The organism is Streptomyces sp. NPDC014891 (genome assembly GCF_043081085.1).
Lineage (GTDB): Bacteria > Actinomycetota > Actinomycetes > Streptomycetales > Streptomycetaceae > Streptomyces.
This window is the reverse complement of the sequence record NZ_JBIBWF010000006.1, coordinates 101,215-126,165: the sequence shown is the minus strand read 5'-3', so window position 1 is coordinate 126,165 and position 24,951 is coordinate 101,215. Positions and strand designations below refer to the sequence as shown.

23 protein-coding genes are annotated in these 24,951 nt (G+C 71.9%); 22 read left to right on the top strand and 1 reads right to left on the bottom strand.

Annotated features, from left to right (window positions below):
- Positions 1 to 152 precede the first annotated feature (152 nt).
- The 14 genes from ACF09E_RS18965 (at position 153) to nusB (ending at position 13,795) form a co-directional block, all read left to right on the top strand.
- Positions 153 to 590 carry a DUF948 domain-containing protein gene (locus ACF09E_RS18965; protein ID WP_318206783.1) on the top strand — a complete coding sequence of 146 codons (438 nt, stop codon included), beginning with the start codon at positions 153 to 155 and terminating at the stop codon, positions 588 to 590.
- A 6-nt stretch (positions 591 to 596) separates the two neighbouring features.
- Entirely contained in the window at positions 597 to 950 is a 354-nt protein-coding gene (locus ACF09E_RS18960; protein WP_392206200.1) for a DUF6167 family protein, read from the top strand.
- Entirely contained in the window at positions 950 to 3,619 is a 2,670-nt protein-coding gene (gene alaS, locus ACF09E_RS18955; RefSeq protein WP_392206199.1) for an alanine--tRNA ligase, read from the top strand. The genes ACF09E_RS18960 and alaS overlap by 1 nt, the downstream gene beginning before the upstream one ends.
- A gap of 2 nt (positions 3,620 to 3,621) precedes the next feature.
- Positions 3,622 to 4,086, top strand: coding sequence for a Holliday junction resolvase RuvX (gene ruvX, locus ACF09E_RS18950; RefSeq protein ID WP_361852417.1), 465 nt, complete (start codon positions 3,622 to 3,624; stop codon positions 4,084 to 4,086).
- Between the two features lie 102 nt (positions 4,087 to 4,188).
- On the top strand, positions 4,189 to 5,988 hold the full coding sequence (gene mltG / locus ACF09E_RS18945) for an endolytic transglycosylase MltG (RefSeq protein WP_392206198.1): 1,800 nt from the start codon (positions 4,189 to 4,191) through the stop codon (positions 5,986 to 5,988).
- Complete coding sequence (locus tag ACF09E_RS18940) at positions 5,988 to 6,815, top strand: shikimate dehydrogenase (RefSeq protein ID WP_392206197.1); 828 nt, start codon at positions 5,988 to 5,990, stop codon at positions 6,813 to 6,815. The genes mltG and ACF09E_RS18940 overlap by 1 nt, the downstream gene beginning before the upstream one ends.
- Before the next feature lie 209 nt (positions 6,816 to 7,024).
- On the top strand, positions 7,025 to 8,209 hold the full coding sequence (gene aroC, locus ACF09E_RS18935; protein ID WP_392206196.1) for a chorismate synthase: 1,185 nt from the start codon (positions 7,025 to 7,027) through the stop codon (positions 8,207 to 8,209).
- Positions 8,206 to 8,727 carry a shikimate kinase gene (locus ACF09E_RS18930; RefSeq protein ID WP_392206195.1) on the top strand — a complete coding sequence of 174 codons (522 nt, stop codon included), beginning with the start codon at positions 8,206 to 8,208 and terminating at the stop codon, positions 8,725 to 8,727. The genes aroC and ACF09E_RS18930 overlap by 4 nt, the downstream gene beginning before the upstream one ends.
- Positions 8,724 to 9,821: a 3-dehydroquinate synthase gene (aroB, locus tag ACF09E_RS18925; protein WP_361852369.1), complete on the top strand. Its 1,098-nt coding sequence runs from the start codon at positions 8,724 to 8,726 to the stop codon at positions 9,819 to 9,821. The genes ACF09E_RS18930 and aroB overlap by 4 nt, the downstream gene beginning before the upstream one ends.
- The gene (aroQ, locus tag ACF09E_RS18920) at positions 9,818 to 10,264 is read left to right on the top strand and encodes a type II 3-dehydroquinate dehydratase (RefSeq protein ID WP_392206194.1); all 447 of its coding nucleotides are present in this window, start codon (positions 9,818 to 9,820) and stop codon (positions 10,262 to 10,264) included. The genes aroB and aroQ overlap by 4 nt, the downstream gene beginning before the upstream one ends.
- A gap of 326 nt (positions 10,265 to 10,590) precedes the next feature.
- The gene (locus ACF09E_RS18915) at positions 10,591 to 11,499 is read left to right on the top strand and encodes an AAA family ATPase (protein ID WP_392206193.1); all 909 of its coding nucleotides are present in this window, start codon (positions 10,591 to 10,593) and stop codon (positions 11,497 to 11,499) included.
- A 128-nt stretch (positions 11,500 to 11,627) separates the two neighbouring features.
- On the top strand, positions 11,628 to 12,740 hold the full coding sequence (locus tag ACF09E_RS18910; RefSeq protein WP_392047237.1) for an aminopeptidase P family protein: 1,113 nt from the start codon (positions 11,628 to 11,630) through the stop codon (positions 12,738 to 12,740).
- A 49-nt stretch (positions 12,741 to 12,789) separates the two neighbouring features.
- Positions 12,790 to 13,356 carry an elongation factor P gene (efp, locus tag ACF09E_RS18905; protein WP_361863070.1) on the top strand — a complete coding sequence of 189 codons (567 nt, stop codon included), beginning with the start codon at positions 12,790 to 12,792 and terminating at the stop codon, positions 13,354 to 13,356.
- A gap of 1 nt (position 13,357) precedes the next feature.
- The gene (gene nusB, locus ACF09E_RS18900) at positions 13,358 to 13,795 is read left to right on the top strand and encodes a transcription antitermination factor NusB (RefSeq protein ID WP_361863073.1); all 438 of its coding nucleotides are present in this window, start codon (positions 13,358 to 13,360) and stop codon (positions 13,793 to 13,795) included.
- A 216-nt stretch (positions 13,796 to 14,011) separates the two neighbouring features.
- Here nusB and bldD read toward each other — a convergent pair whose 3' ends face one another.
- Positions 14,012 to 14,512, bottom strand: coding sequence for a transcriptional regulator BldD (gene bldD, locus ACF09E_RS18895; RefSeq protein WP_015032294.1), 501 nt, complete (start codon positions 14,510 to 14,512; stop codon positions 14,012 to 14,014).
- Positions 14,513 to 14,758: 246 nt separating this feature from the next.
- Here bldD and pyrR point away from each other — a divergent pair, with 246 nt between their 5' ends.
- The 8 genes from pyrR to pyrF all read left to right on the top strand — a co-directional run bounded on the left by pyrR (position 14,759) and on the right by pyrF (position 24,733).
- Entirely contained in the window at positions 14,759 to 15,325 is a 567-nt protein-coding gene (pyrR, locus tag ACF09E_RS18890) for a bifunctional pyr operon transcriptional regulator/uracil phosphoribosyltransferase PyrR (RefSeq protein WP_148004978.1), read from the top strand.
- 86 nt (positions 15,326 to 15,411) lie between these two features.
- The gene (locus ACF09E_RS18885) at positions 15,412 to 16,401 is read left to right on the top strand and encodes an aspartate carbamoyltransferase catalytic subunit (protein WP_392206192.1); all 990 of its coding nucleotides are present in this window, start codon (positions 15,412 to 15,414) and stop codon (positions 16,399 to 16,401) included.
- A 2-nt stretch (positions 16,402 to 16,403) separates the two neighbouring features.
- Complete coding sequence (locus ACF09E_RS18880; protein WP_392206191.1) at positions 16,404 to 17,690, top strand: dihydroorotase; 1,287 nt, start codon at positions 16,404 to 16,406, stop codon at positions 17,688 to 17,690.
- The gene (locus tag ACF09E_RS18875) at positions 17,687 to 18,259 is read left to right on the top strand and encodes a hypothetical protein (protein ID WP_392206190.1); all 573 of its coding nucleotides are present in this window, start codon (positions 17,687 to 17,689) and stop codon (positions 18,257 to 18,259) included. The genes ACF09E_RS18880 and ACF09E_RS18875 overlap by 4 nt, the downstream gene beginning before the upstream one ends.
- Positions 18,256 to 19,404 carry a glutamine-hydrolyzing carbamoyl-phosphate synthase small subunit gene (gene carA / locus ACF09E_RS18870; protein WP_392206189.1) on the top strand — a complete coding sequence of 383 codons (1,149 nt, stop codon included), beginning with the start codon at positions 18,256 to 18,258 and terminating at the stop codon, positions 19,402 to 19,404. The genes ACF09E_RS18875 and carA overlap by 4 nt, the downstream gene beginning before the upstream one ends.
- The gene (gene carB / locus ACF09E_RS18865; protein WP_392206188.1) at positions 19,397 to 22,705 is read left to right on the top strand and encodes a carbamoyl-phosphate synthase large subunit; all 3,309 of its coding nucleotides are present in this window, start codon (positions 19,397 to 19,399) and stop codon (positions 22,703 to 22,705) included. Before carA ends, carB begins: the two co-directional genes overlap by 8 nt.
- Positions 22,706 to 22,781: 76 nt before the next feature.
- On the top strand, positions 22,782 to 23,891 hold the full coding sequence (locus ACF09E_RS18860; RefSeq protein WP_392206411.1) for a quinone-dependent dihydroorotate dehydrogenase: 1,110 nt from the start codon (positions 22,782 to 22,784) through the stop codon (positions 23,889 to 23,891).
- Positions 23,888 to 24,733 (top strand): orotidine-5'-phosphate decarboxylase, encoded by an 846-nt coding sequence (pyrF, locus tag ACF09E_RS18855; protein WP_392206187.1) that lies wholly within the window; start codon positions 23,888 to 23,890, stop codon positions 24,731 to 24,733. The genes ACF09E_RS18860 and pyrF overlap by 4 nt, the downstream gene beginning before the upstream one ends.
- Positions 24,734 to 24,951 lie beyond the last annotated feature (218 nt).

Genomic DNA, 24,951 nt, shown 5'->3' with positions numbered 1-24,951 from the left:
CGGAGCGTACTCATCCCCACGCGCTCCGTACAATCGGTTCGCGTAACTCCCGTCTCCCGGGCGGTAATGCGGTACGGGGCCGCAGCCCGGGCGCGATAGGGTCGGGGGACGACTTCCAGCAAGGGCCCAACGACAGCAGAGAGCGGTGCAGAGTGACCGGTGGAGAGGTTGCCGGGATCCTGGTGGCCGTCTTCTGGGCGATCCTGGTCTCCTTCCTCGCCGTGGTTCTGGTGAGGCTGGCGCAGACGCTCAGGGCGACCACCAAGATGGTGGCGGACGTGACGGAGCAGGCCGTTCCCCTCCTCGCAGACGCCTCCGCGACGGTCCGCTCGGCCCAGACCCAGCTCGACCGGGTCGACGCCATCGCCTCGGACGTCCAGGAGGTCACCTCCAACGCCTCCGCGCTCTCCTCCACCGTCGCGTCCACCTTCGGCGGTCCGCTCGTCAAGGTCGCCGCCTTCGGCTACGGAGTGCGCAAGGCGCTCGGCCGGGGCGGGGACGGCGCGGACGTGCCGCGGGCATCCTCGCGACGTACTGTGATCGTCGGCCGTACCGTGCCGTCCTCGCGACGCCGGAAGCAGAAGGGCTGAGCCGAGATGTTCCGCCGCACGTTCTGGTTCACGGCCGGCGCAGCCGCCGGCGTGTGGGCCACCGCAAAGGTCAACCGGAAGCTCAAGCAGCTGACCCCCGAGAGCCTCGCCGCCCAGGCGGCCGACAAGGCGATCGAGACCGGCCACCGCCTCAAGGACTTCGCCCTCGACGTGAGGGCGGGCATGGTCCAGCGGGAGGCCGAACTGGAGGAGGCGCTCGGGCTCGACGCTCCCGAGCCGCACCCGGCCCAGGCCGGGGAGCTTCCGGAGCCCCGCCGCCGGGGTGCGCTCGGCCGCACCCCGAACCCGACCACGCATGTACTTCCCACGATCTCGTACAACCGGAATGAGGACCACTGATGGAGTCGGCTGAAATCCGCCGCCGCTGGCTGAGCTTCTTCGAGGAGCGCGGGCACACCGTCGTCCCTTCGGCGTCGCTCATCGCGGACGACCCGACTCTGCTGCTCGTCCCGGCCGGCATGGTGCCCTTCAAGCCCTACTTCCTGGGTGAGGTCAAGCCCCCCTTCACGCGCGCGTCCAGCGTGCAGAAGTGCGTGCGCACCCCCGACATCGAAGAGGTCGGCAAGACCACCCGCCACGGCACGTTCTTCCAGATGTGCGGCAACTTCTCCTTCGGCGACTACTTCAAGGAAGGCGCCATCAAGCTCGCCTGGGAGCTGCTGACCACCCCGGTGGAGCACGGCGGCTACGGGCTGGAGCCGGAGAAGCTCTGGATCACCGTCTACCAGGAGGACGACGAGGCCGAGCAGATCTGGCGCGACGTCGTCGGCGTCCCCGCCGAGCGCATCCAGCGCCTCGGCAAGAAGGACAACTACTGGTCGATGGGCGTCCCCGGTCCCTGCGGCCCCTGCTCCGAGATCAACTACGACCGCGGCCCCGAGTTCGGCGTCGAGGGCGGCCCGGCCGTCAACGACGAGCGGTACGTGGAGATCTGGAACCTGGTCTTCATGCAGTACGAGCGCGGTGAGGGCTCCGACAAGGAGAACTTCCCGATCCTCGGCGAGCTGCCGTCGAAGAACATCGACACGGGCCTCGGCCTGGAGCGCCTGGCGATGATCCTCCAGGGCGTCCAGAACATGTACGAGACGGACACCCTCCAGGTCGTCATCGACAAGGCCACCGAGCTCACCGGCGTCGCCTACGGCAAGGCCAAGGACAGCGACGTCTCGCTCCGCGTGGTCGCCGACCACATGCGGACCTCCGTCATGCTCATCGGCGACGGCGTCACCCCCGGCAACGAGGGCCGCGGCTACGTGCTGCGCCGCATCATGCGCCGCGCCGTCCGCAACATGCGCCTGCTCGGCGCCACCGGTCCGGTCGTCCAGGACCTCGTCGACACCGTGATCGCCACCATGGGCGAGCAGTACCCGGAGCTGATCACCGACCGCAAGCGCATCGAGACCGTCGCGCTCGCCGAAGAGGCCGCCTTCCTGAAGGCCCTCAAGGGCGGCACGAACATCCTCGACACCGCCGTGACCGAGACCAAGGCCGCCGGCGGCACGGTCCTCTCCGGCGACAAGGCGTTCCTGCTCCACGACACCTGGGGCTTCCCGATCGACCTCACCCTGGAGATGGCCTCCGAGCAGGGCCTCTCCGTGGACGAGGACGGCTTCCGCCGCCTGATGAAGGAGCAGCGGGACCGCGCCAAGGCCGACGCCAAGGCGAAGAAGACCGGCCACGCCGACATGACCGCGTACCGGGAGATCGCCGACACCAGCGGCGCCACCGAGTTCACGGGCTACACCAACCTGGAGGGCGAGACCACGGTCGTCGGCCTCCTCGTCAACGGCGTCTCCTCGCCGGCCGCCACCGAGGGCGACGACGTCGAGGTCGTCCTGGACCGCACCCCGTTCTACGCCGAGGGCGGCGGCCAGATCGCCGACCAGGGCCGGATCAGGCTGCACAGCGGCGCGGTCATCGAGGTCCGCGACGTCCAGCAGCCGGTCCCCGGCGTCTCCGTGCACAAGGGCTCCGTGCAGGTCGGCGAGGTCACCGTGGGCGCCAGCGCCTACGCCACCATCGACGTGCGCCGCCGCCGGGCCATCGCCCGCGCCCACTCGGCCACCCACCTGACCCACCAGGCGCTGCGCGACGCGCTCGGCCCGACGGCCGCCCAGGCCGGTTCCGAGAACCAGCCGGGCCGCTTCCGCTTCGACTTCGGCTCGCCGAACGCCGTCCCCGGCACGGTCCTCACCGACGTCGAGCAGAAGATCAACGAGGTCCTCTCGCGCGAGCTGGAGGTCCACGCCGAGGTCATGCCGATCAACGAGGCCAAGCGCCAGGGCGCCATCGCCGAGTTCGGCGAGAAGTACGGCGAGCAGGTCCGCGTCGTCACCATCGGCGACTTCTCCAAGGAGCTGTGCGGCGGCACGCACGTCGGCAACACCGCCCAGCTGGGCCTGGTGAAGCTGCTCGGCGAGTCCTCCATCGGCTCCGGCGTGCGCCGCATCGAGGCCCTCGTCGGCGTCGACGCGTACAACTTCCTCGCCCGTGAGCACACGGTCGTCGCCCAGCTCCAGGAGCTGGTCAAGGGCCGTCCGGAGGAGCTCCCCGAGAAGATCTCCGCCATGCTCGGCAAGCTGAAGGACGCCGAGAAGGAGATCGAGAAGTTCCGCGCGGAGAAGGTCCTCCAGGCCGCCGCCGGCCTCGTCGACTCGGCCCGGGACATCCGCGGCCTGGCCCTCGTCACCGGCAAGGTCCAGGACGGCACCGGTGCCGACGACCTGCGCAAGCTGGTGCTGGACGTGCGCGGCCGCATCCCCTCGGACCGCCCGGCCGTCGTGGCCCTCTTCACCACGGTGAACGGCAAGCCCCTCACGGTCATCGCCACCAACGAGGCCGCCCGTGAGCGCGGTCTCAAGGCCGGCGAGCTGGTCCGCACGGCGGCCAAGACCCTCGGCGGCGGTGGCGGCGGCAAGCCGGACGTCGCCCAGGGCGGCGGTCAGAACCCGGAGGCCGTCGGCGAGGCCATCGCCGCCGTCGAGCGCCTCGTGGTGGAGACGGCGTGACGATGCGTCGCGGCCGCCGTCTCGCGGTGGACGTCGGGGACGCCCGGATCGGGGTCGCCTCGTGCGACCCCGACGGGGTCCTCGCCACGCCGGTGGAGACCGTGCCGGGACGTGATGTCCCGGCCGCCCACCGGCGGCTCCGCCAGATCGTCGCGGAGTACGAGCCGATCGAGGTCGTCGTGGGTCTGCCCCGCTCGCTCAGCGGGCGGGAGGGGCCGGCCGCCACCAAGGTCCGCGCCTTCGCGGGGGAGATGGCCAAGGGCATCGCGCCCGTGCCGGTCCGCCTGGTCGACGAGCGGATGACCACGGTCACCGCGACCCAGGGGCTGCGGGCCTCCGGGGTGAAGGCCAAGAAGGGGCGGTCCGTCATCGACCAGGCCGCCGCTGTGATCATCCTTCAGAACGCTCTTGAGTCCGAACGGGTATCAGGTAATCCGCCCGGTGAGGGCGTCGAAGTGGTCATCTGATCGCGATACGGTAACGTTCCGCGCGATGCGGCGGTGTTCGAACAGCTGCCGCACTACGTAGAGGCGGATCGTCCGGAAGCCTCGCGGCTGTTTTGGGGATCGATGACTGAGTATGGCCGGAGCCCCGGCTCCGAACCGTGGCACCCCGGGGACCCGTTGTACGGGGACCAGGGGTGGGAGGGCCAGCAGCAGCACTACCCGCACCCGCAGCAGGCAAACCAGTACGGCCAGGGCTACCAGGACCCGTACGGGCAGGGCGGTCAGACCGGCCAGGTTCCCCAGGGGTACGAGGCCGACCCCTACCAGCAGCAGCATGCCCAGCAGTACCAGCAGCAGCCGCAGGGGTACGTCGATCCGCAGGCGCAGTACGAGCAGCAGGCGCAGCAGCACCACGCGCAGCAGCAGTACCAGCAGTCCTACGAACAGCAGCAGCACCAGCAGCAGTACGGGACGGGGTACCAGGGCGGGTACGACACGCCCGGGCACCTCGGACAGCAGTACGACGGCAACTGGGAGACGGGCCAGGCGGCGATGCCGTACGGCGGGACCCCGGCCGATCCGTACGGCGGCCAGAACCCCGATCTGTACGGCACGCCCGAGGCGTACCCCCCGCCCCAGCCTCCCGGCCGTCGGCAGAACCCGCCGGAGCCCGTCGTCGACTGGGCCCCGGAGGAGGAGTCCCGCCCCGAGCCGGAGGAGGAGAAGCACCCCTTCTTCACCGGCGGGGAGGACCCGGACGACGACGCGTACGAGGAGGAGCCCGGCCGCGGTCGGGGCTCCCGCGGCGGCGACCGCGACCGGGAGCGCCGGAGCAAGGACAACAAGCGCAAGGGCAAGAACGGCGTGGCCTGCCTCGTCGTCGCGATCGTGCTGGCCGGCGGCGTCGGCGGTGTCGGCTACTTCGGCTACCAGTTCTGGCAGGGCCAGTTCGGCGCGGCGGAGGACTACGCGGGCAGCGGCAGCGGGGACGTGCAGGTCGAGATCCCCAAGGGCGCGTTCGGCAACGAGATCGGCAACATCCTGAAGAAGGCCGGCGTCGTCAAGAGCGTCGACGCCTTCGTCTCCGCGCAGCAGCGGAACCCCAAGGGCACGTCGATCCAGGCGGGCGTCTACACGCTCAAGAAGGAGATGTCGGCGGAGAGCGCCGTCACGATGATGCTCGACCCGGCCAGCCAGAGCAATTTCGTCATTCCCGAGGGCCGGCGGAACGTCTGGGTCTACGAGCAGATCGACAAGAAGCTCGGTCTCGACCCCGGCACGACGAAGGACATCGCGAAGACGAAGGCCGACACCCTGGGACTCCCGGACTGGGCGAAGGGCCACAAGAACGTCAAGGACCCGCTGGAAGGATTCCTCTTCCCCGCGAGCTACCCCGTGGCGAAGGGCAGCAAGCCCGAGGACGCGTTGCGCAAGATGGTGAGCCGCGCGAGCCAGGAGTACGACAAGCTCGAACTGGACGCCAAGGCGCAGCAGCTCGGCGTCGACAGCCCCTGGGAGCTCGTCACGATCGCCAGCCTCGTCCAGGCGGAGGGCACCTCGCACGACGACTTCCGCAAGATGGGCGAGGTCGTCTACAACCGGCTCAAGCCGTCGAACCCGCAGACCTACGGCGGTCTCGAGTTCGACTCGACGTACAACTACATCAAGAACCAGAGCAAGCTGGACCTCTCGCTGGCGGAGGTCCGGAAGTACAACAGCCCGTACAACACGTACTTCGTCAAGGGTCTGCCGCCCGGGCCGATCGGCAACCCCGGTCTCGAAGCCCTGCAGGGCGCGCTCAACCCGACGCACGACGGGTGGTACTACTTCATCTCGCTCGACGGCAAGAGCTCCAAGTTCACACGGACGAACGCCGAGCACCAGAAGCTCGTCGACGAGTTCAACGAGTCGAGGAAGAACTGATGGCGGCAGCACGGCGCGCGGCGGTCCTGGGATCGCCGATCGCGCACTCGCTCTCCCCGGTCCTGCACCGGGCCGCATACGCCGCGCTCGGGCTCGGCGACTGGTCGTACGACCGCTTCGAGGTCGACGAGGCCGGGCTGGCCGGCTTCGTCGGCGAGCTGGACGGCAGCTGGGCCGGTCTGTCGCTGACCATGCCGCTCAAGCGGGCGGTCATCCCGCTGCTCGACGGGATCACCGACACGGCCGCCTCGGTCGAGGCCGTCAACACGGTCGTCCTCCACGAGGACGGGCGACGGACCGGCGACAACACCGACATCCCCGGCATGCTCGCCGCCCTGCGGGAGCGGGGCGTCGAGAAGGTGGAGTCCGCGGCGGTCCTCGGCGCGGGCGCCACCGCCTCCTCCGCGCTCGCCGCGCTCGCCCGGATCTGCGACGGACCGGTCACCGCGTACGTGCGCAGCGAGGCGCGCGCCGAGGAGATGCGCGGCTGGGGCGAGCGGCTCGGTGTGGAGGTCAGGACGGCCGCCTGGGACGACGCGAGGGAGGCCTTCGCGGCCCCGCTGGTCGTCGCCACCACGCCCGCCGGTACGACGAACGCCCTCGCGAGCGCCGTCCCCGACGCCGTCGGGACCCTCTTCGACGTCCTGTACGACCCCTGGCCGACGGCGCTCGCCGCGGCCTGGTCCGACCGGGGCGGCAAGGTCGTCGGGGGGCTCGACCTCCTCGTCCACCAGGCCGTCCTCCAGGTCGAACAGATGACCGGCGTCCCCCGGGCGCCGCTGGCCGCGATGCGCGCGGCGGGCGAGCGGGCGCTGGCCGCCCGCTAGCGGACGCCTGCCCGATCGGGCAGGCGACCGGGCCGTCGATCGGGCCGTGTCCGGTCTCCGCGGTGTCCGGGAACGGCGGGTCCCGCGTCCGACAGCTGGACCGGAGGACGGGTTCGCCCCGCGGACGTGGGAGGATCAGTGGTGGCGGGCCAGGGCCGCGCACCCGGTCGCGCCGTCGCCGTACCCAGGCGCGAGCATGAGGAGCATCGTTGAGCAGGTTGCGTTGGCTGACCGCTGGGGAATCCCACGGACCCGCGCTGGTCGCGACACTGGAGGGCCTCCCCGCCGGTGTCCCGGTCACCACTGAGCTGGTGGCGGACCACCTCGCGCGGCGACGCCTCGGCTATGGGCGCGGCGCCCGGATGAAGTTCGAGCAGGACGAGATCACCTTCCTGGGCGGCGTCCGGCACGGGCTCTCCCTGGGCTCCCCGATCGCCGTCATGGTCGGCAACACCGAGTGGCCGAAGTGGGAGAAGGTCATGGCGGCCGACCCCGTCGACCCCTCCGAACTCAAGGAGACGGGCCGCAACGCCCCCCTGACCCGGCCGCGTCCCGGCCACGCCGACCTCGCCGGCATGCAGAAGTACGGCTTCGACGAGGCCCGGCCGATCCTGGAGCGCGCCAGCGCCCGCGAGACCGCCGCCCGCGTCGCCCTCGGCGCGATCGCCCGCTCCTTCATCAAGGAGACCGCGGGCATCGAGATCGTCTCGCACGTCGTCGAGCTGGCCGCGGCCAAGGCGCCGTACGGCGTCTACCCGACCCTCGCCGACGTCGAGAAGCTCGACGCCGACCCGGTCCGCTGCCTCGACGCCGACGCGTCGAAGGCGATGGTCGCCGAGATCGACCAGGCCCACAAGGACGGCGACACCCTCGGCGGCGTCGTCGAGGTGCTGGCGTACGGCGTCCCCGTCGGCCTCGGCTCCCACGTCCACTGGGACCGCCGCCTCGACGCGCGGCTCGCCTCCGCCCTCATGGGCATCCAGGCCATCAAGGGCGTCGAGGTCGGCGACGGCTTCGACCTGGCCCGCGTGCCCGGCTCCAAGGCCCACGACGAGATCGTGAAGACCGACGAGGGCATCAAGCGCGCCTCCGGCCGCTCCGGCGGCACCGAGGGCGGCCTGACCACCGGCGAGCTGCTGCGCGTCCGCGCCGCGATGAAGCCCATCGCGACCGTGCCCCGCGCCCTCGCCACCGTCGACGTCGTCACCGGCGAGGCCACCCAGGCCCACCACCAGCGCTCCGACGTCTGCGCGGTCCCCGCGGCCGGCATCGTCGCCGAGGCCATGGTCGCGCTCGTCCTCGCGGACGCCGTCGTCGAGAAGTTCGGCGGCGACAGCGTCCCCGAGACCCGCCGCAACGTCCGGTCGTACCTCGACAACCTGCACATCCGGTGACCGGCGGTCCCCTGGTCGTCCTCGTCGGGCCCATGGGCTCCGGCAAGTCCACGGTGGGCGCGCTCCTGGCCGAGAGGCTGGACGCGCCCTACCGGGACACCGACGCCGACATCGTCGCCGCCGAGGGCCGCGAGATCTCCGACATCTTCGTCGAGGACGGCGAGGAGCACTTCCGCGGCCTGGAGCGGGACGCGGTCGCCGCGGCCCTCGCCGGGCACGAGGGCGTCCTCTCCCTCGGCGGCGGCGCGATCCTCGACGCCGGGACCCGCGCCCTGCTCGCCGGGCTGCCCGTCGTCTACCTGTCGATGGACGTCGAGGAGGCGGTCCGCCGCGTCGGCCTCAACACCGCGCGCCCGCTGCTCGCCGTCAATCCGCGCCGGCAGTGGCGCGAGCTGATGGACGCCCGGCGCCACCTGTACACCGAAGTCGCCCGGACCGTCGTCACCACCGACGACCGCACCCCCGAAGAGGTCGCGGACGCGGTCCTCGCGGCACTGGATCTGAAGAAGGACGCATGACGACGGACCAGGAAGTCACCCGTATCCACGTCGGGGGCAGCGCCGGCACGGATCCGTACGAGGTGCTGGTCGGCCGGCAGCTGCTGGGCGAACTCCCGGCCCTCATCGGCACCCAGGCCAAGCGGGTCGCGGTGATCCACCCGGAGGCGCTCGCCGACACCGGGGAGGCGCTCCGCGCGGACCTCGCCGAGCAGGGCTACGAGGCGGTCGCCATCCAGGTGCCGAACGCCGAGGAGGCGAAGACCGTCGAGGTCGCCGCCTACTGCTGGAAGGCCCTCGGCCAGACCGGCTTCACCCGCAGCGACGTCATCGTCGGCGTCGGCGGCGGAGCCACCACGGACCTCGCGGGCTTCGTCGCCGCGAGCTGGCTGCGCGGCGTCCGCTGGATCGCCGTGCCGACCACCGTCCTCGCGATGGTCGACGCGGCCGTCGGCGGCAAGACCGGCATCAACACGGCCGAGGGCAAGAACCTCGTCGGCGCCTTCCACCCGCCCGCCGGGGTCCTCTGCGACCTGGCCGCGCTGGACTCGCTGCCGGTGCACGACTACGTCAGCGGTCTCGCGGAGATCATCAAGGCCGGTTTCATCGTCGACCCCGTCATCCTCGACCTCATCGAGGAGGACCCGCAGGCCGCCCGCACCCCGGCCGGCCCGCACACCGCCGAGCTGCTCGTCCGCTCGATCAGGGTCAAGGCCGAGGTCGTCTCCGGCGACCTCAAGGAGTCCGGCCGCCGGGAGATCCTCAACTACGGGCACACCCTCGCGCACGCCATCGAGAAGAACGAGCGGTACAAGTGGCGCCACGGTGCCGCCGTCTCCGTCGGCATGGTGTTCGCCGCCGAGCTGGGCCGGCTCGCCGGCCGCCTCGACGACGCCACCGCCGACCGGCACCGCGCGATCCTGGAGTCCGTCGGCCTGCCGCTGACCTACCGCGGCGACCAGTGGCCCAAGCTCCTGGAGACCATGCGGGTCGACAAGAAGTCCCGCGGGGACCTGCTGCGCTTCATCGTCCTGGACGGCATCGGCAAGCCGACCGTCCTGGAGGGCCCCGACCCGGCGGTGCTGATCGCGGCCTACGGCGAGGTGTCCGCGTGAGCGGGCCCCGTCCGGTCCTGGTGCTCAACGGCCCCAACCTGGGGCGGCTGGGCTCCCGCGAGCCCGACATCTACGGCGCCACCAGCTACAAGGGGCTCGTCGAGTCCTGCACGGCCCTCGGCGCGGAGCTCGGCTTCGACGTCGAGGTGCGGGAGACGAACGACGAGGGCGAGATGATCCGCTGGCTGCACGAGGCGGCGGACGGCTCGATCCCCGTGGTGATCAACCCGGGTGCGTTCACGCACTACTCGTACGGGATGCGCGACGCGGCCGCCCAGCGGACCGCGCCGCTGATCGAGGTCCACATCTCGAACCCGTACGCCCGGGAGGAGTTCCGGCACACCTCGGTCGTCGCGGCCGTGGCCACCGGGACGGTCGCCGGGTTCGGGATCGGCTCCTACCGGCTGGCCCTGCGGGCGCTCGCCGAGGAACCGACGGACTGACAGGGCACCAGAAGGACACCCCGGCCGTTCCCCTGGCGGGGGCCGGGGGCGGTAACGTTCCGGCGCACCGGATACACCGGCTACAACAGGCGTACGAGACGGAGTGGGACCGGATGCAGCACGCAGTGGGGGGTCCGCTGCCACCGCCGGAGCGACCGGGCCGGGCGACCGGTCCCGGCACCGGCCCGGGGCCCGTCCCCGGTTCCGCCGCCTCGACCGGGGGCGTCCCAGGGACGGCGACCGGACCGGGTGGCGGCACCGGAGCCGGCGGCACAGGGGTAGGACCGGGCCATGGAGCCGGGGCGGCGACGGGACCCGCGTCCGCCGTGCCCGGCGGCGGGCCGACCGCCGGTGCGCCCGGCGGACTGCCGCCGATACCGCCGCCTCCGCCCGGCGCCCCGTACCAGGGGCCGCCGGCCGGATCGCGGCTCGGAGTGCACCCGGCCGTCCAGGGCAGCACGCCCGGGAGCCCGCACTCCGCGCCCCCCGCCGGGCCCGGGACGTCCGGCTGGGGCGGCTCCGGAGCGGTGCCGCCGTCCTCCGGCGGCTCCCACCGTCCGGGCGGGTCGCCGTATCCCGGCGGTCGGTCCCCGCGCGCCGACCTCACCGGCCAGGTGCCGCTGCCGCCCGTGAGCGCGCCGCTCGCGCCCCCGGGGGAGCAGGGCGGAGGAACCGGCGCCGCGACCCTAGCCGTCCTGCTCATCGGCCCCGCCGGAGCCGGCAAGACCACCGTCGCCCGGCACTGGGCGCAGCGCCGCCGGGTGCCCACCGCGCACATCAGCCTCGACGACGTCCGCGAGTGGGTCTGCTCCGGCTTCGCCGACCCGCAGTCCGGCTGGAACGAGCACTCCGAGGCGCAGTACCGGCTCGCCCGCCGCACCTGCGGCTTCGCCGCGCGCAACTTCCTCGCCAACGGCATCTCCTGCATCGTCGACGACGCCGTCTTCCCCGACCGGCCCGTCGTCGGCCTCGGCGGCTGGAAGCGCCACGTCGGCCCCGGGCTGCTGCCCGTGGTGCTGCTGCCCGGCCTGGAGATCGTCCTGGAGCGCAACGCCGAGCGCAGCGGCAACCGCCGCCTCTCGGACGAGGAGGTCGCCGCCATCCACGGGCGGATGGCCGGCTGGTACGGCTCGGGACTGCCGATCATCGACAACTCCACGTACGACGTCGAGACCACCGCCCGGGTCCTCGACGACGTCCTGGCCCGCGCGATCGCGAGCCCGCCCACCTGGTGAGTCGCCCCCCGGGCCCGGGGGCCGGGCCGGGGAGGCCGGGCCGTCCCGCCCGCGTGCCGCCCGGCGGGGCCCGCCCGGTCGGACGTCCTGAACAGGCCGCCCCGCCCCGCTGCTCGTAGGCTCGGAGCATGTCAGAGGTGTATGCGGACCGCCGTGTACGGCTGCGCGACCGGTGCGCGGCCGCGGGCAGCCCGGCGGCCCTGGTCTCCCGCCCCGCCAACGTCCGCTATCTCGCGGGCGGCTCGCCCGCGGGCGCCGTCCTCCTCGTCGGGCCCGAGCCCGAGGCGGACGTCCTGCTCTGCCCGGTCGCGCCGACCGGCGAACCGGCCGACGGGCGGCTCGACGAACTCCTGCGCCGCCAGGTGCTCTCCGCGGGCGGCGGTGATCCGGCCGTCGCCGCGGTCGACCTCGCCCGCCGGGCCGGCGCCGACGCGCTGGCCGTCGAGGAGCACGATCTGACCGTGGCCCGGCACCGCGCCATGGGGGCCGTCTCGCCCGGACTGCGGCTCGCCGACCTGGCCTGCGCCGTGGAGCAGCTGAGGATCGTCAAGGACGAGGACGAGATCGCCTGCCTCCGGATCGCCGCGGAGATCGCCGACCAGGCCCTCGGCGAGCTCCTGGAGTCGATCCTGGTGGGGCGGACCGAGCGGCACCTCGCCCTGGAGCTGGAGCGGCGGCTCGTCGACCACGGCGCCGACGGGGCGGCCTTCCCGACCTCGGTCGCGACCGGCCCGCACTCCGGCCGCCGCGGGCACCGGCCCACCGACCGCCGGGTCGAGGAGGGCGATTTCCTCTCGGTCTGCCTCGGCGCCGACTACCGCGGCTACCGGTGCGAGATCGGCCGCACCTTCGTCATCGGCACGACGCCGGCCGACTGGCAGATCGAGCTGTACGAGCTCGTCTTCGCCGCTCAGCGGGCCGGGCGGGAGTCCCTCGCGCCGGGCGCCGAGTACCGCGACGTGGACCGGGCGGCCCGTCAGATCCTGCACTCCGCGGGGCACGGAGAGGCCGCCGTCCCCCTCACCGGGCACGGGGTGGGGCTCGAAATCGACGAGGACCCGCAGCTCTCACCCTCGGCCATGGGTAAACTGGACGCTTGTGTGCCGGTCACCGTCGAACCGGGGGTTCACCTCCCGGGACGGGGCGGGGTCCGGATCGATGACACGCTCGTCGTGCGCCAGGAGGCGGACGGCGGACCCGAGCTACTCACCATCACGACCAAGGAGCTGCTCGCGCTGTAGGGCGCGTACGTCTCCGAGGTCCCACGTCAGTCCAGGAGATTCCGCAACCGTGGCTTCCACGAACGACCTCAAGAACGGCATGGTGCTCAAGCTCGACGGGGGCCAGCTCTGGTCCGTCGTCGAGTTCCAGCACGTCAAGCCCGGCAAGGGCCCGGCCTTCGTGCGCACCAAGCTCAAGAACGTGCTGTCCGGCAAGGTCGTCGACAAGACCTTCAACGCCGGCGTGAAGGTCGATACGGCCACCATCGACCGCCGCGACATGCAGTTCTCCTACATGGACGGCGACTACTTCGTCTTCATGGACGAGCAGACCTACGACCAGCTGATGGTCGACCGCAAGTCCGTCGGCGACGCCGCCAACTTCCTCATCGAGGGCTTCACCGCCTCGGTCGCGCAGCACGAGGGCGAGGTGCTCTACGTCGAGCTCCCGGCCGCCGTCGAGCTGACGATCAAGCACACCGACCCGGGTGTCCAGGGCGACCGCTCCACCGGTGGCACCAAGCCCGCCACGCTGGAGACCGGCCACGAGATCCAGGTCCCGCTCTTCATCACCACCGGTGAGAAGATCAAGGTCGACACCCGCACCAGCGACTACCTCGGCCGGGTGAACAAGTAGCGTGGCCGCTCGGAGCAACGCCCGCAAGCGCGCCTTCCAGATCCTCTTCGAGGCGGACCAGCGCGGTGCCTCCGTCCAGGAGGTCCTCGCGGACCAGGTCCGGCACGCGCGGTCGGACGACCGCCAGCCGCCGGTGAACGACTTCACCATGCAGCTGGTCGAGGGCTACGCGTCCCACGTGGCCCGGATCGACGAGCTCATCGCGACCTACGCGGTGGACTGGGACCTCGACCGGATGCCGGTCGCCGACCGGAACATCGTGCGCCTCGGCGCGTACGAGCTGATCTGGGAGGACGGCACGCCGGACGCGGTCGCGATCGACGAGGCGGTGCAGCTCGCCAAGGAGTTCTCCACGGACGAGTCCCCGACCTTCGTCAACGGTCTGCTGGCGCGCTTCAAGGACCTGAAGCCGCGTCTGCGCCGGGACGCGGACGTCTGAGTCCGGACACGTCACCGGCAGTCGAAGGGGCCCGCAGCACACGTGCTGCGGGCCCCTTCGGCGTCTCCGCGGGCCGTCGTCCGTGAGACGGCGGGCGCCCGCCCCGGCCGGCGGGGGAGCCCGGCGCCCGCGGCGCGGTGGAACGCGAAGGGCCCGTGGACGTCGGCTGACGTCCACGGGCCCGGCGGTACGTTTCTGCTGGCTCCCCCGAAGGGGTCAGTTCTCCTCGTGGGCGACCGCGCGGCGCGCGTCCGCGTCGAGGACGCCCCAGCTGATGAGCTGCTCGGTGAGGACCGAGGGCGACTGGTCGTAGATGACGGCCAGGGTGCGCAGGTCGTCCTGGCGGATCGACAGCACCTTGCCGTTGTAGTCGCCGCGCTGCGACTGGATCGTCGCCGCGTAGCGCTGGAGCGGGCCCGCCTTCTCCTGCGGGACGTGCGCCAGGCGCTCCAGGTCCAGAACGAGCTTCGGCGGCGGCTCGGCCGCGCCGCCCGGCGTCGTGCCCGGCAGGAGCTCCTGGACCGGCACACCGTAGAAGTCGGCCAGCTCGGCAAGACGCTGCACGGTCACCGCGCGGTCGCCGCGCTCGTACGAACCGACCACCACGGCCTTCCAGCGGCCCTGGGACTTCTCCTCCACCCCGTGGAGGGAGAGACCCTGCTGGGTGCGGATGGCACGGAGTTTGGCCCCGAGCTGCTTTGCGTATTCGCTGGACATAACGCTCCCGGACGCTGTGACGACATGCGGCTGCGCCGCGCGGCTGGTAACTCACTGTGAGGTTACGCAGCGTTACTCTTTCCCGTCAAGCCGAAAGGTCCGTACCGCCCCCTCCCGAGGGACGGTGCCCGCGGCGGGGGCGGGGGCGCCCCTGAAGCCTCCGCGCGCCCCTGGTATCGTGGTCGACGCACATCCGACGTCCTTTAAGAACCGTCCCGTGAGGCGGAGAAGGAGGTCCGTTTCTTCATGGACACCCAGCAGAAGTACGGCGACGACGCGCGGCCCGTTCTGGAGGCCCCGGACATCGCGCGGGTACTGACCCGCATCGCCCACGAGATCGTCGAGCGCGCCAAGGGCGCCGACGACGTGGTCCTCCTCGGCATCCCGACCCGCGGCGTCTACCTCGCCCGGCGGCTCGCCGAGAAGCTCGAATCGATCACCGGCACCAAGACCCCGGTCGGCTCCCTGGACATCACGATGTACCGGGACGACCTGCGGCTGAAGCCGGCCCGCGCCCTCGGCCGCACCGAGATCCCCGGTGACGGCATCGACGGCCGCCTGGTCGTCCTGGTCGACGACGTGCTCTTCTCCGGGCGCACCATCCGCGCCGCCCTCGACGCCCTCGGCGACATCGGCCGCCCCCGCGCGGTCCAGCTCGCCGTCCTCGTCGACCGCGGCCACCGCGAGCTTCCGATCCGCGCCGACTACGTCGGCAAGAACCTCCCCACGTCGCTGCGGGAGACGGTCAAGGTCCAGCTCGCCGAGGAGGACGGTCGCGACACCGTCCTGCTCGGCGCCCGGCCCACCGCCTAGCCGGACCGGCTTTTTCCCGCGGGGCCGGGGCACCCCCCTGCGCCCCCGCATGCCCTCACACCTCCCCACCACGGAGAGACACACCGATGATGCGTCACCTCATCTCGGCCGCCGACCTCACCCGCGACGACGCCGTCCTGATCCTCGACACCGCCGAGGAGATGGCCCGGGTGGCCGACCGGCCCATCCGGAAGCTGCCGACCCTGCGCGGCCGGACCGTCTGCAACCTATTCTTCGAGGACTCCACCCGGACCCGGATCTCCTTCGAGGCCGCCGAGAAGCGCCTCTCCGCCGACGTCATCAACTTCGCGGCCAAGGGCTCCAGCGTCTCCAAGGGCGAGTCCCTCAAGGACACCGCGCAGACCCTGGAGGCCATGGGCGTCGACGCGGTCGTCATCCGCCACGGCGCCTCCGGTGCCCCGTACCGCCTCGCGACCTCCGGCTGGATCGACGCCCCCGTCATCAACGCCGGCGACGGCACCCACCAGCACCCCACCCAGGCCCTCCTGGACGCCTTCACCATGCGCCGCCGCCTGGTCGGCCGGGACGCCGGACTCGGCCAGGACCTCGCGGGCCGACGGATCACCCTCGTCGGCGACGTCCTGCACAGCCGGGTCGCCCGCTCCAACGTCGACCTGCTGCACACCCTCGGCGCCGAGGTCACCCTGGTGGCCCCGCCCACCCTGGTCCCCGTCGGCGTCGAGACCTGGCCCTGCGAGGTCTCGTACGACCTCGACCGCGTGCTGCCCAAGTCCGACGCCGTCATGATGCTGCGGGTGCAGCGCGAGCGGATGAACGCCGCCTTCTTCCCCACCGAGCGCGAGTACTCGCGCCGGTACGGACTCGACGGCGAGCGCATGGCGAAGATGCCGGAGCACGCCATCGTCATGCACCCCGGCCCCATGGTCCGCGGCATGGAGATCACCGCCGAGGTCGCCGACTCCGACCGCTGCACGGTCGTCGAGCAGGTCGCCAACGGGGTCTCCGTCCGGATGGCCGTCCTCTACCTGCTGCTCGGCGGCAACGACTCCGCCGCCCCCGCCCCCAGCACCCCCCGCACCGAGGAGAGCAAGTGACCATGAGCAAGATCCTGATCCGTGGTGCGAAGGTGCTCGGCGGCGCCGTTCAGGACGTCCTCGTCGACGGCGAGACCGTCGCCGAGGTCGGCACCGGCCTCTCCGCCGAGGGCGCCACCGTCATCGAGGCCGAGGGACTGATCCTGCTGCCCGGCCTCGTCGACCTCCACACCCACCTGCGCGAGCCCGGCCGCGAGGACTCCGAGACCGTCCTCACCGGCACCCGCGCCGCCGCCTCCGGCGGCTTCACGGCCGTCTTCGCCATGGCCAACACCCACCCGGTCGCCGACACCGCCGGCGTCGTCGAGCAGGTCTACCGGCTCGGCAAGGAGTCCGGCTACTGCGACGTGCAGCCCATCGGCGCCGTCACCGTCGGCCTGGAGGGCAAGAAGCTCGCCGAGCTCGGCGCCATGCACGAGTCCGCCGCCGGCGTCACCGTCTTCTCCGACGACGGCAAGTGCGTCGACGACGCGGTGATCATGCGCCGCGCCCTGGAGTACGTGAAGGCCTTCGACGGCGTCGTCGCCCAGCACGCCCAGGAGCCCCGCCTCACCGAGGGCGCCCAGATGAACGAGGGCATCGTCTCGGCCGAGCTCGGACTCGGCGGCTGGCCCGCCGTCGCCGAGGAGTCGATCATCGCCCGCGACGTCCTCCTCGCCGAGCACGTCGGCTCCCGCGTCCACATCTGCCACCTCTCCACCGCCGGCTCCGTCGAGATCGTCCGCTGGGCCAAGTCCCGCGGCATCGACGTCACCGCCGAGGTCACCCCGCACCACCTCCTCCTCACCGACGAGATGGTCCGGAGCTACAACCCGGTCTACAAGGTCAACCCGCCGCTGCGCACCGAGAAGGACGTCCTCGCGCTCCGCGAGGCGCTGGCCGACGGCACGATCGACATCGTCGCCACCGACCACGCCCCGCACCCCCACGAGGACAAGGACTGCGAGTGGGCCGCGGCCGCCATGGGCATGGTCGGCCTGGAGACCGCGCTCTCCGTCGTCCAGCAGACGATGGTCGAGACCGGCCTCCTCGACTGGGCCGGCGTCGCCGACCGGATGTCCTTCGCCCCCGCCCGCATCGGACGGGCCACCGGCCACGGACGACCCGTCTCGGCTGGTGAGCCCGCGAACCTGACGCTGGTCGATCCCGCTTACCGTGGTGTCGTGGACCCCGCGGACTTCGCCTCCCGCAGCCGCAACACCCCGTACGAGGGCCGCGAGCTGCCGGGACGCGTCACCCACACCTTCCTGCGGGGCCGGGCAACGGTCGTGGACGGGAAGCTGGCGTGACACCACTCATCGCAATCGCCGCAGAGGCTGCCGAGCAGAAGTCGGCGGAGGTGACCGACTGGGCCGGACGGCTCGGCTGGGTCGCCGGACTGCTCCTCTTCATCGCCTTCGTGTACTGGCTGATGCGCCAGGGCTGGAAGTGGCGCGGCAGCCTCCAGTCGGACCTCCCCGAGCTCCCCGCCGTGCCCGAGGCCGCCGGTGAGGCAAGACTGACCCTCAGCGGGCGCTACCACGGGTCCACGACCGCCGGGCAGTGGCTCGACCGGATCGTGGCCCACGGACTCGGCACCCGCAGCCGCGTCGAGCTGACCCTCACCGACGCCGGACTGGCCGTCGTGCGCCCCGGGGCGAACGACTTCTTCGTCCCGGCCGAGGCCCTGCGCGAGGCACGCCTCGACAAGGGCATCGCGGGCAAGGTCCTCGCCGAGGGCGGCCTGCTGATCGTCACCTGGACGCACGGCGGCACGCTGCTCGACTCCGGCTTCCGGTCCGACCGGGCGGCCGAGCACGCCGCCTGGGTCGAGGCCATCAACTCCATGACCACCACGACGGAAGGCATCGCACGATGACGACCTCCACCCGGGGAACCAGCAAGGTTCCCGCCGTACTCGTCCTGGAGGACGGCCGCATCTTCCGCGGCCGCGCCTACGGGGCCGTGGGGGAGACCTTCGGCGAGGCCGTGTTCTCCACCGGCATGACCGGCTACCAGGAGACCCTCACCGACCCGTCGTACCACCGCCAGGTCGTCGTCATGACCGCCCCGCACGTCGGCAACACGGGCGTCAACGACGAGGACCCCGAGTCCGCGAGGATCTGGGTCTCCGGCTACGTGGTCCGCGACCCCGCCCGCGTCTCCTCCAACTGGCGCGCCCAGCGCTCGCTCGACGAGGAGCTGGAGCGCCAGGGCGTCGTCGGCATCTCCGGCGTCGACACCCGCGCCCTCACCCGCCACCTGCGCGAGCGCGGCGCCATGCGCGTCGGCATCTTCTCCGGCGAGGCCTGGTCCGGCATCCGCGACGAGGCCCTCCTCGACAAGGTCAAGGCCCAGCCCCAGATGAAGGGCGCGAACCTCTCCGCCGAGGTCGCCACCACCGAGACGTACGTCGTCCCCGCGATCGGCACCAAGAGGTTCACCGTCGCCGCGATCGACCTCGGCATCAAGGGCATGACCCCGCACCGCATGGCCGAGCGCGGCATCGAGGTCCACGTCCTGCCCGCCACCGCCACCGTCGAGGACGTGTACGCGGTCGCCCCGGACGGCGTGTTCTTCTCCAACGGCCCGGGCGACCCGGCCACCGCGGACGGCCCCGTCGCCCTCATGCAGGCCGTCCTGGAGCGTAAGACCCCGCTCTTCGGCATCTGCTTCGGCAACCAGATCCTCGGCCGCGCGCTCGGCTTCGGCACCTACAAGCTCAAGTACGGCCACCGGGGCATCAACCAGCCGGTCCAGGACCGTACGACCGGCAAGGTCGAGATCACCGCGCACAACCACGGCTTCGCCGTCGACGCGCCCCTCGACAAGGTCTCCGAGACCGCCTACGGGCGTGCCGAGGTCTCGCACGTCTGCCTGAACGACGACGTCGTGGAAGGCCTCCAGCTGCTCGACCAGCCGGCCTTCTCCGTGCAGTACCACCCCGAGGCGGCCGCGGGCCCGCACGACGCCGCGTACCTCTTCGACCGTTTCACTTCTTTGATGGAGGCCGAGCGTGCCTAAGCGCACCGATATCCAGTCCGTCCTGGTCATCGGCTCCGGCCCGATCGTCATCGGCCAGGCCGCCGAGTTCGACTACTCCGGCACCCAGGCCTGCCGCATCCTCAAGGCCGAGGGCCTGCGGGTGATCCTGGTCAACTCCAACCCGGCCACGATCATGACCGACCCGGAGATCGCCGACGCCACGTACGTCGAGCCGATCACCCCCGAGTTCGTCGAGAAGATCATCGCCAAGGAGCGCCCCGACGCCCTCCTGCCCACCCTCGGCGGCCAGACCGCGCTCAACACCGCGATCTCCATGCACGAGCAGGGCGTCCTGGAGAAGTACGGCGTCGAGCTCATCGGCGCCAACGTCGAGGCCATCAACAAGGGCGAGGACCGCGACCTCTTCAAGGGCGTCGTCGAGGCCGTCAAGGCCAAGATCGGCTACGGCGAGTCGGCCCGCTCGGTCATCTGCCACACGATGGACGACGTCATCAAGGGCGTCGACACCCTCGGCGGCTACCCCGTCGTCGTCCGCCCCTCCTTCACCATGGGCGGCGCCGGCTCCGGCTTCGCCCACGACGAGGAGGAGCTGCGCCGCATCGCCGGCCAGGGCCTCACGCTCTCCCCGACCACCGAGGTGCTCCTGGAGGAGTCCATCCTCGGCTGGAAGGAGTACGAGCTGGAGCTGATGCGCGACAAGGCCGACAACGTCGTGGTCGTCTGCTCCATCGAGAACTTCGACCCGATGGGCGTCCACACCGGTGACTCGATCACCGTGGCCCCGGCGATGACGCTCACCGACCGCGAGTACCAGCGCCTCCGCGACATCGGCATCGCGATCATCCGCGAGGTCGGCGTCGACACCGGCGGCTGCAACATCCAGTTCGCGATCGACCCGGTCGACGGCCGGATCATCGTCATCGAGATGAACCCCCGCGTCTCCCGCTCCTCGGCCCTCGCCTCCAAGGCCACCGGCTTCCCGATCGCCAAGATCGCGGCCCGCCTCGCCGTCGGCTACACGCTGGACGAGATCCCGAACGACATCACGGAGCAGACCCCGGCGTCCTTCGAGCCCACGCTCGACTACGTCGTCGTCAAGGCCCCGCGGTTCGCCTTCGAGAAGTTCCCGCAGGCCGACTCCACCCTCACCACCACCATGAAGTCGGTGGGCGAGGCCATGGCCATCGGCCGCAACTTCACCGAGGCCCTCCAGAAGGCCCTGCGCTCCCTGGAGAAGAAGGGCTCGCAGTTCACCTTCGTCGGCGAGCCCGGCGACAAGGCCGAGCTGCTCCGCGAGGCGGTCCGCCCGACCGACGGCCGCATCAACACCGTCATGCAGGCCATCCGCGCCGGAGCCACCCCCGAGGAGGTCTTCGACGCGACGAAGATCGACCCGTGGTTCGTCGACCAGCTCTTCCTGATCAAGGAGATCGCCGACGAGCTCGGCGCCGCGGAGAAGCTCGAGCCCGAGCTCCTCGCCGAGGCCAAGCGCCACGGCTTCTCGGACGCCCAGATCGCCGAGATCCGCGGGCTCCGCGAGGACGTCGTCCGCGAGGTCCGGCACGCCCTCGGCGTCCGCCCGGTCTACAAGACGGTCGACACCTGCGCCGCCGAGTTCGCCGCGAAGACGCCGTACTTCTACTCCTCCTACGACGAGGAGTCCGAGGTCGCGCCCCGCGAGAAGCCCGCGGTGATCATCCTGGGCTCCGGCCCGAACCGCATCGGCCAGGGCATCGAGTTCGACTACTCCTGCGTCCACGCCTCCTTCGCCCTGAGCGACGCGGGCTACGAGACCGTGATGGTCAACTGCAACCCGGAGACCGTCTCCACCGACTACGACACCTCCGACCGCCTGTACTTCGAGCCGCTGACGCTCGAGGACGTGCTGGAGATCGTCCACGCGGAGACGCTGGCCGGCCCCGTCGCCGGTGTCGTCGTCCAGCTCGGCGGCCAGACCCCGCTGGGCCTGTCGCAGGCGCTCAAGGACAACGGCGTGCCGGTCGTCGGCACCTCCCCGGAGGCCATCCACGCCGCCGAGGACCGCGGCGCCTTCGGCCAGGTGCTCGCCGAGGCCGGCCTCCCGGCCCCCAAGCACGGCACCGCGACCACCTTCGCCGGCGCCAAGGCCATCGCCGACGAGATCGGCTACCCCGTCCTCGTACGCCCCTCGTACGTGCTCGGCGGCCGCGGCATGGAGATCGTGTACGACGAGGCCCGCCTGGAGTCGTACATCGCCGAGTCCACCGAGATCAGCCCCACCCGGCCGGTCCTGGTCGACCGCTTCCTCGACGACGCCATCGAGATCGACGTCGACGCCCTCTACGACGGCCACGAGCTCTACCTCGGCGGCGTCATGGAGCACATCGAGGAGGCCGGCATCCACTCCGGCGACTCGGCCTGCGCCCTGCCCCCGATCACCCTCGGCGGCTTCGACATCAAGCGCCTGCGCGCCTCCACCGAGGCCATCGCCAAGGGCGTCGGCGTGCGCGGCCTGATCAACATCCAGTTCGCCATGGCCGGCGACATCCTCTACGTCCTGGAGGCGAACCCGCGGGCCTCCCGGACCGTGCCCTTCACCTCGAAGGCGACCGCCGTCCCGCTCGCGAAGGCCGCCGCCCGCATCTCGCTCGGCGCCACCATCGCCGAGCTGCGGACCGAGGGACTGCTGCCGAAGACCGGCGACGGCGGCACCCTGCCGCTCGACGCGCCGATCTCCGTCAAGGAGGCCGTGATGCCGTGGTCGCGCTTCCGCGACGTGCACGGCCGCGGCGTCGACACGGTCCTCGGCCCGGAGATGCGCTCCACCGGCGAGGTCATGGGCATCGACGCGGTCTTCGGCACGGCGTACGCCAAGTCGCAGGCCGGCGCCTACGGCCCGCTGCCCACCAAGGGCCGCGCGTTCATCTCGGTCGCCAACCGCGACAAGCGCTCGATGATCTTCCCGGCGCGCGAGCTGGTCGCCCACGGCTTCGAGCTGCTCGCCACCTCGGGCACCGCCGAGGTCCTCAAGCGCAACGGCCTCAACGCCACGATCGTGCGCAAGCTGAGCGAGGGCGAGGGCCCGAACGGCGAGAAGACGATCGTCCAGCTCATCCACGACGGCCAGGTCGACCTGATCGTCAACACCCCGTACGGCACCGGCGGCCGCCTCGACGGCTACGAGATCCGTACGGCCGCGGTGGCCCGCAGCGTCCCGTGCCTCACCACGGTCCAGGCGCTCGCCGCCGCCGTCCAGGGCATCGACGCGCTCAACCGCGGCGACGTCGGCGTCCGCTCGCTCCAGGAGCACGCGGAGCACCTGATCGCGGCACGCGACTAGCAGCCCGTCAGAGGAGGGGGACACCGGCAGGATCTGCGGTGTCCCCCTCGTCATGAGCAGACCCGGACCGGAGCACATGTACAAGTTCTTCTTCAACGTCGTCTTCAAGCGCATGGACCCCGAGGAGGCCCACTACCTGGCCTTCCGCTGGATCCGGCTGGCCGCCCGCGTCCCCGTGCTGCGGACCTTCGCCGCCGCCGTCCTCGCGCCCCGGTACCAGGAGCTGCGCACCGAGGCCCTCGGCCTGCGGATGCACGGCCCCTTCGGGCTCGCCGCCGGCTTCGACAAGAACGCCGTCGCCATCGACGGCATGTCGATGCTCGGCTTCGACCACATCGAGATCGGCACGGTCACCGGCGAGGCCCAGCCCGGCAACCCCAAGAAGCGCCTCTTCCGGCTCGTGCCGGACCGCGCCCTGATCAACCGCATGGGCTTCAACAACGAGGGCTCCGCCGCCGTCGCCGCGCGCCTGGCCGCCCGCACGCCGGTCTTCCGCACCGTCGTCGGCGTCAACATCGGCAAGACCAAGGCCGTCCCGGAGGCCGAGGCCGCCGCCGACTACGTGAAGTCCACCGAGCGCCTCGCCGCCCACGCCGACTACCTCGTCGTGAACGTCTCCTCGCCGAACACCCCCGGGCTGCGCAACCTCCAGGCCACCGAATCCCTGCGCCCGCTGCTCACGGCCGTGCGCGAGGCCGCCGACCGCGCGGTCACCGGCCGCCGCGTCCCGCTCCTGGTGAAGATCGCGCCCGACCTGGCCGACGAGGACGTCGACGCGGTCGCCGACCTGGCCCTGGAGCTCGGCCTCGACGGCATCATCGCCACCAACACCACCATCGCCCGCGAGGGGCTCGGCCTGAAGTCCGACCCCGCGCTGGTCGGGGAGACGGGCGGGCTGTCCGGCGCGCCCGTCAAGGAGCGCTCCCTCGCCGTCCTGCGGCGCCTCCACGCGCGCGTGGGCGACCGCCTGGTCCTCGTCGGCGTCGGCGGCATCGAGAACGCCGAGGACGCCTGGCAGCGCATCCTGGCCGGCGCCACCCTGATCCAGGGCTACAGCGCCTTCGTCTACGAGGGCCCGTTCTACGCCCGGGCGATCCACAAGGGCCTGGCCGCCCGCCTCGCGGCCTCCCCGTACGCCACCCTCGCCGAAGCCGTCGGCGCAGCCAACCGAAAGGCCGCCCAGTGATTCCCTCCTTCGGCACCCGCCTGCGCTCCGCCATGGACGAGCGCGGCCCGCTCTGCGTCGGCATCGACCCGCACGCCGCCCTCCTCGACTCCTGGGGCCTGACCGACGACGTGGCCGGTCTGGAGCGCTTCACCTTCACGGTGGTCGAGGCGCTCGCGGACACCGTCGCCGTCTTCAAGCCGCAGTCCGCCTTCTTCGAGCGCTTCGGCTCGCGCGGGATCGCCGTCCTGGAGCGCGCCGTCACCGATCTGCGCGCGGCGGGCGGCCTGGTCGTCATGGACGCCAAGCGCGGCGACATCGGCTCCACCATGGCCGCGTACGCCGAGACGTATCTGCGCGAGGACTCCCCGCTGTTCTCCGACGCGCTCACGGTCTCCCCGTACCTGGGCTACGGCTCCCTGAAGCCGGCCGTCGACCTGGCGCGCGCGTCCGGGGCCGGCCTCTTCGTGCTCGCCCTGACCTCCAACCCGGAGGGCGCCGAGGTGCAGCGGGCCGTGCGCACCGACGACCCGGCGGGCCGCACGATCGCCGCGACCATGCTCGGCCACCTGGCCGCGGAGAACGCCGGCGAGACCCCGATGGGCTCCTTCGGCGCGGTGGTCGGCGCCACCCTCGGCGACCTGTCCTCGTTCGCGCTGGACATCAACGGTCCGCTGCTCGCCCCCGGCATCGGCGCCCAGGGCGCCACCCCGGCCGATCTCCCCGCCGTCTTCGGCGCGGCCGTCGGCAACGTCGTCCCGAACGTCAGCCGCGGTGTCCTGCGGCACGGTCCGGACGCGGCCGCCCTGCGGGACGCGGCGCACCGGTACGCGGACGAGATCCGCGCGGCCGTCGGCGGCTGACGGGCTCCGGGTCTCTCCGCAGGTCGGAGCGGATCGACCCCGATGCGGGCGGTGTGACGGCCCGGTGGGACGACGCGTCCCGCCGGGCCGTCCCGCTCCTTGACGAAAACTTGGCTCAAAACCGGGTCGATATGCCGGAAAAGTCCCGGTCGGTCGATGCTGACCAGGACTTTTCCTTCGTTCTCGCTGACTGGAGCGGTCTCGGCCGCTAGTCTCCG

Coding starts and splice junctions, on each gene's coding strand:
- ACF09E_RS18960 (WP_392206200.1), top strand. CDS start 597: ATGTTCCGCCGCACGTTCTGGTTCACGGCCGGCGCAGCCGCCGGCGTG.
- alaS (WP_392206199.1), top strand. CDS start 950: ATGGAGTCGGCTGAAATCCGCCGCCGCTGGCTGAGCTTCTTCGAGGAG.
- ruvX (WP_361852417.1), top strand. CDS start 3,622: ATGCGTCGCGGCCGCCGTCTCGCGGTGGACGTCGGGGACGCCCGGATC.
- mltG (WP_392206198.1), top strand. CDS start 4,189: ATGACTGAGTATGGCCGGAGCCCCGGCTCCGAACCGTGGCACCCCGGG.
- ACF09E_RS18940 (WP_392206197.1), top strand. CDS start 5,988: ATGGCGGCAGCACGGCGCGCGGCGGTCCTGGGATCGCCGATCGCGCAC.
- aroB (WP_361852369.1), top strand. CDS start 8,724: ATGACGACGGACCAGGAAGTCACCCGTATCCACGTCGGGGGCAGCGCC.
- ACF09E_RS18910 (WP_392047237.1), top strand. CDS start 11,628: ATGTCAGAGGTGTATGCGGACCGCCGTGTACGGCTGCGCGACCGGTGC.
- bldD (WP_015032294.1), bottom strand. CDS start 14,512: ATGTCCAGCGAATACGCAAAGCAGCTCGGGGCCAAACTCCGTGCCATC.
- pyrR (WP_148004978.1), top strand. CDS start 14,759: ATGGACACCCAGCAGAAGTACGGCGACGACGCGCGGCCCGTTCTGGAG.
- ACF09E_RS18885 (WP_392206192.1), top strand. CDS start 15,412: ATGATGCGTCACCTCATCTCGGCCGCCGACCTCACCCGCGACGACGCC.
- ACF09E_RS18880 (WP_392206191.1), top strand. CDS start 16,404: ATGAGCAAGATCCTGATCCGTGGTGCGAAGGTGCTCGGCGGCGCCGTT.
- carA (WP_392206189.1), top strand. CDS start 18,256: ATGACGACCTCCACCCGGGGAACCAGCAAGGTTCCCGCCGTACTCGTC.
- ACF09E_RS18860 (WP_392206411.1), top strand. CDS start 22,782: ATGTACAAGTTCTTCTTCAACGTCGTCTTCAAGCGCATGGACCCCGAG.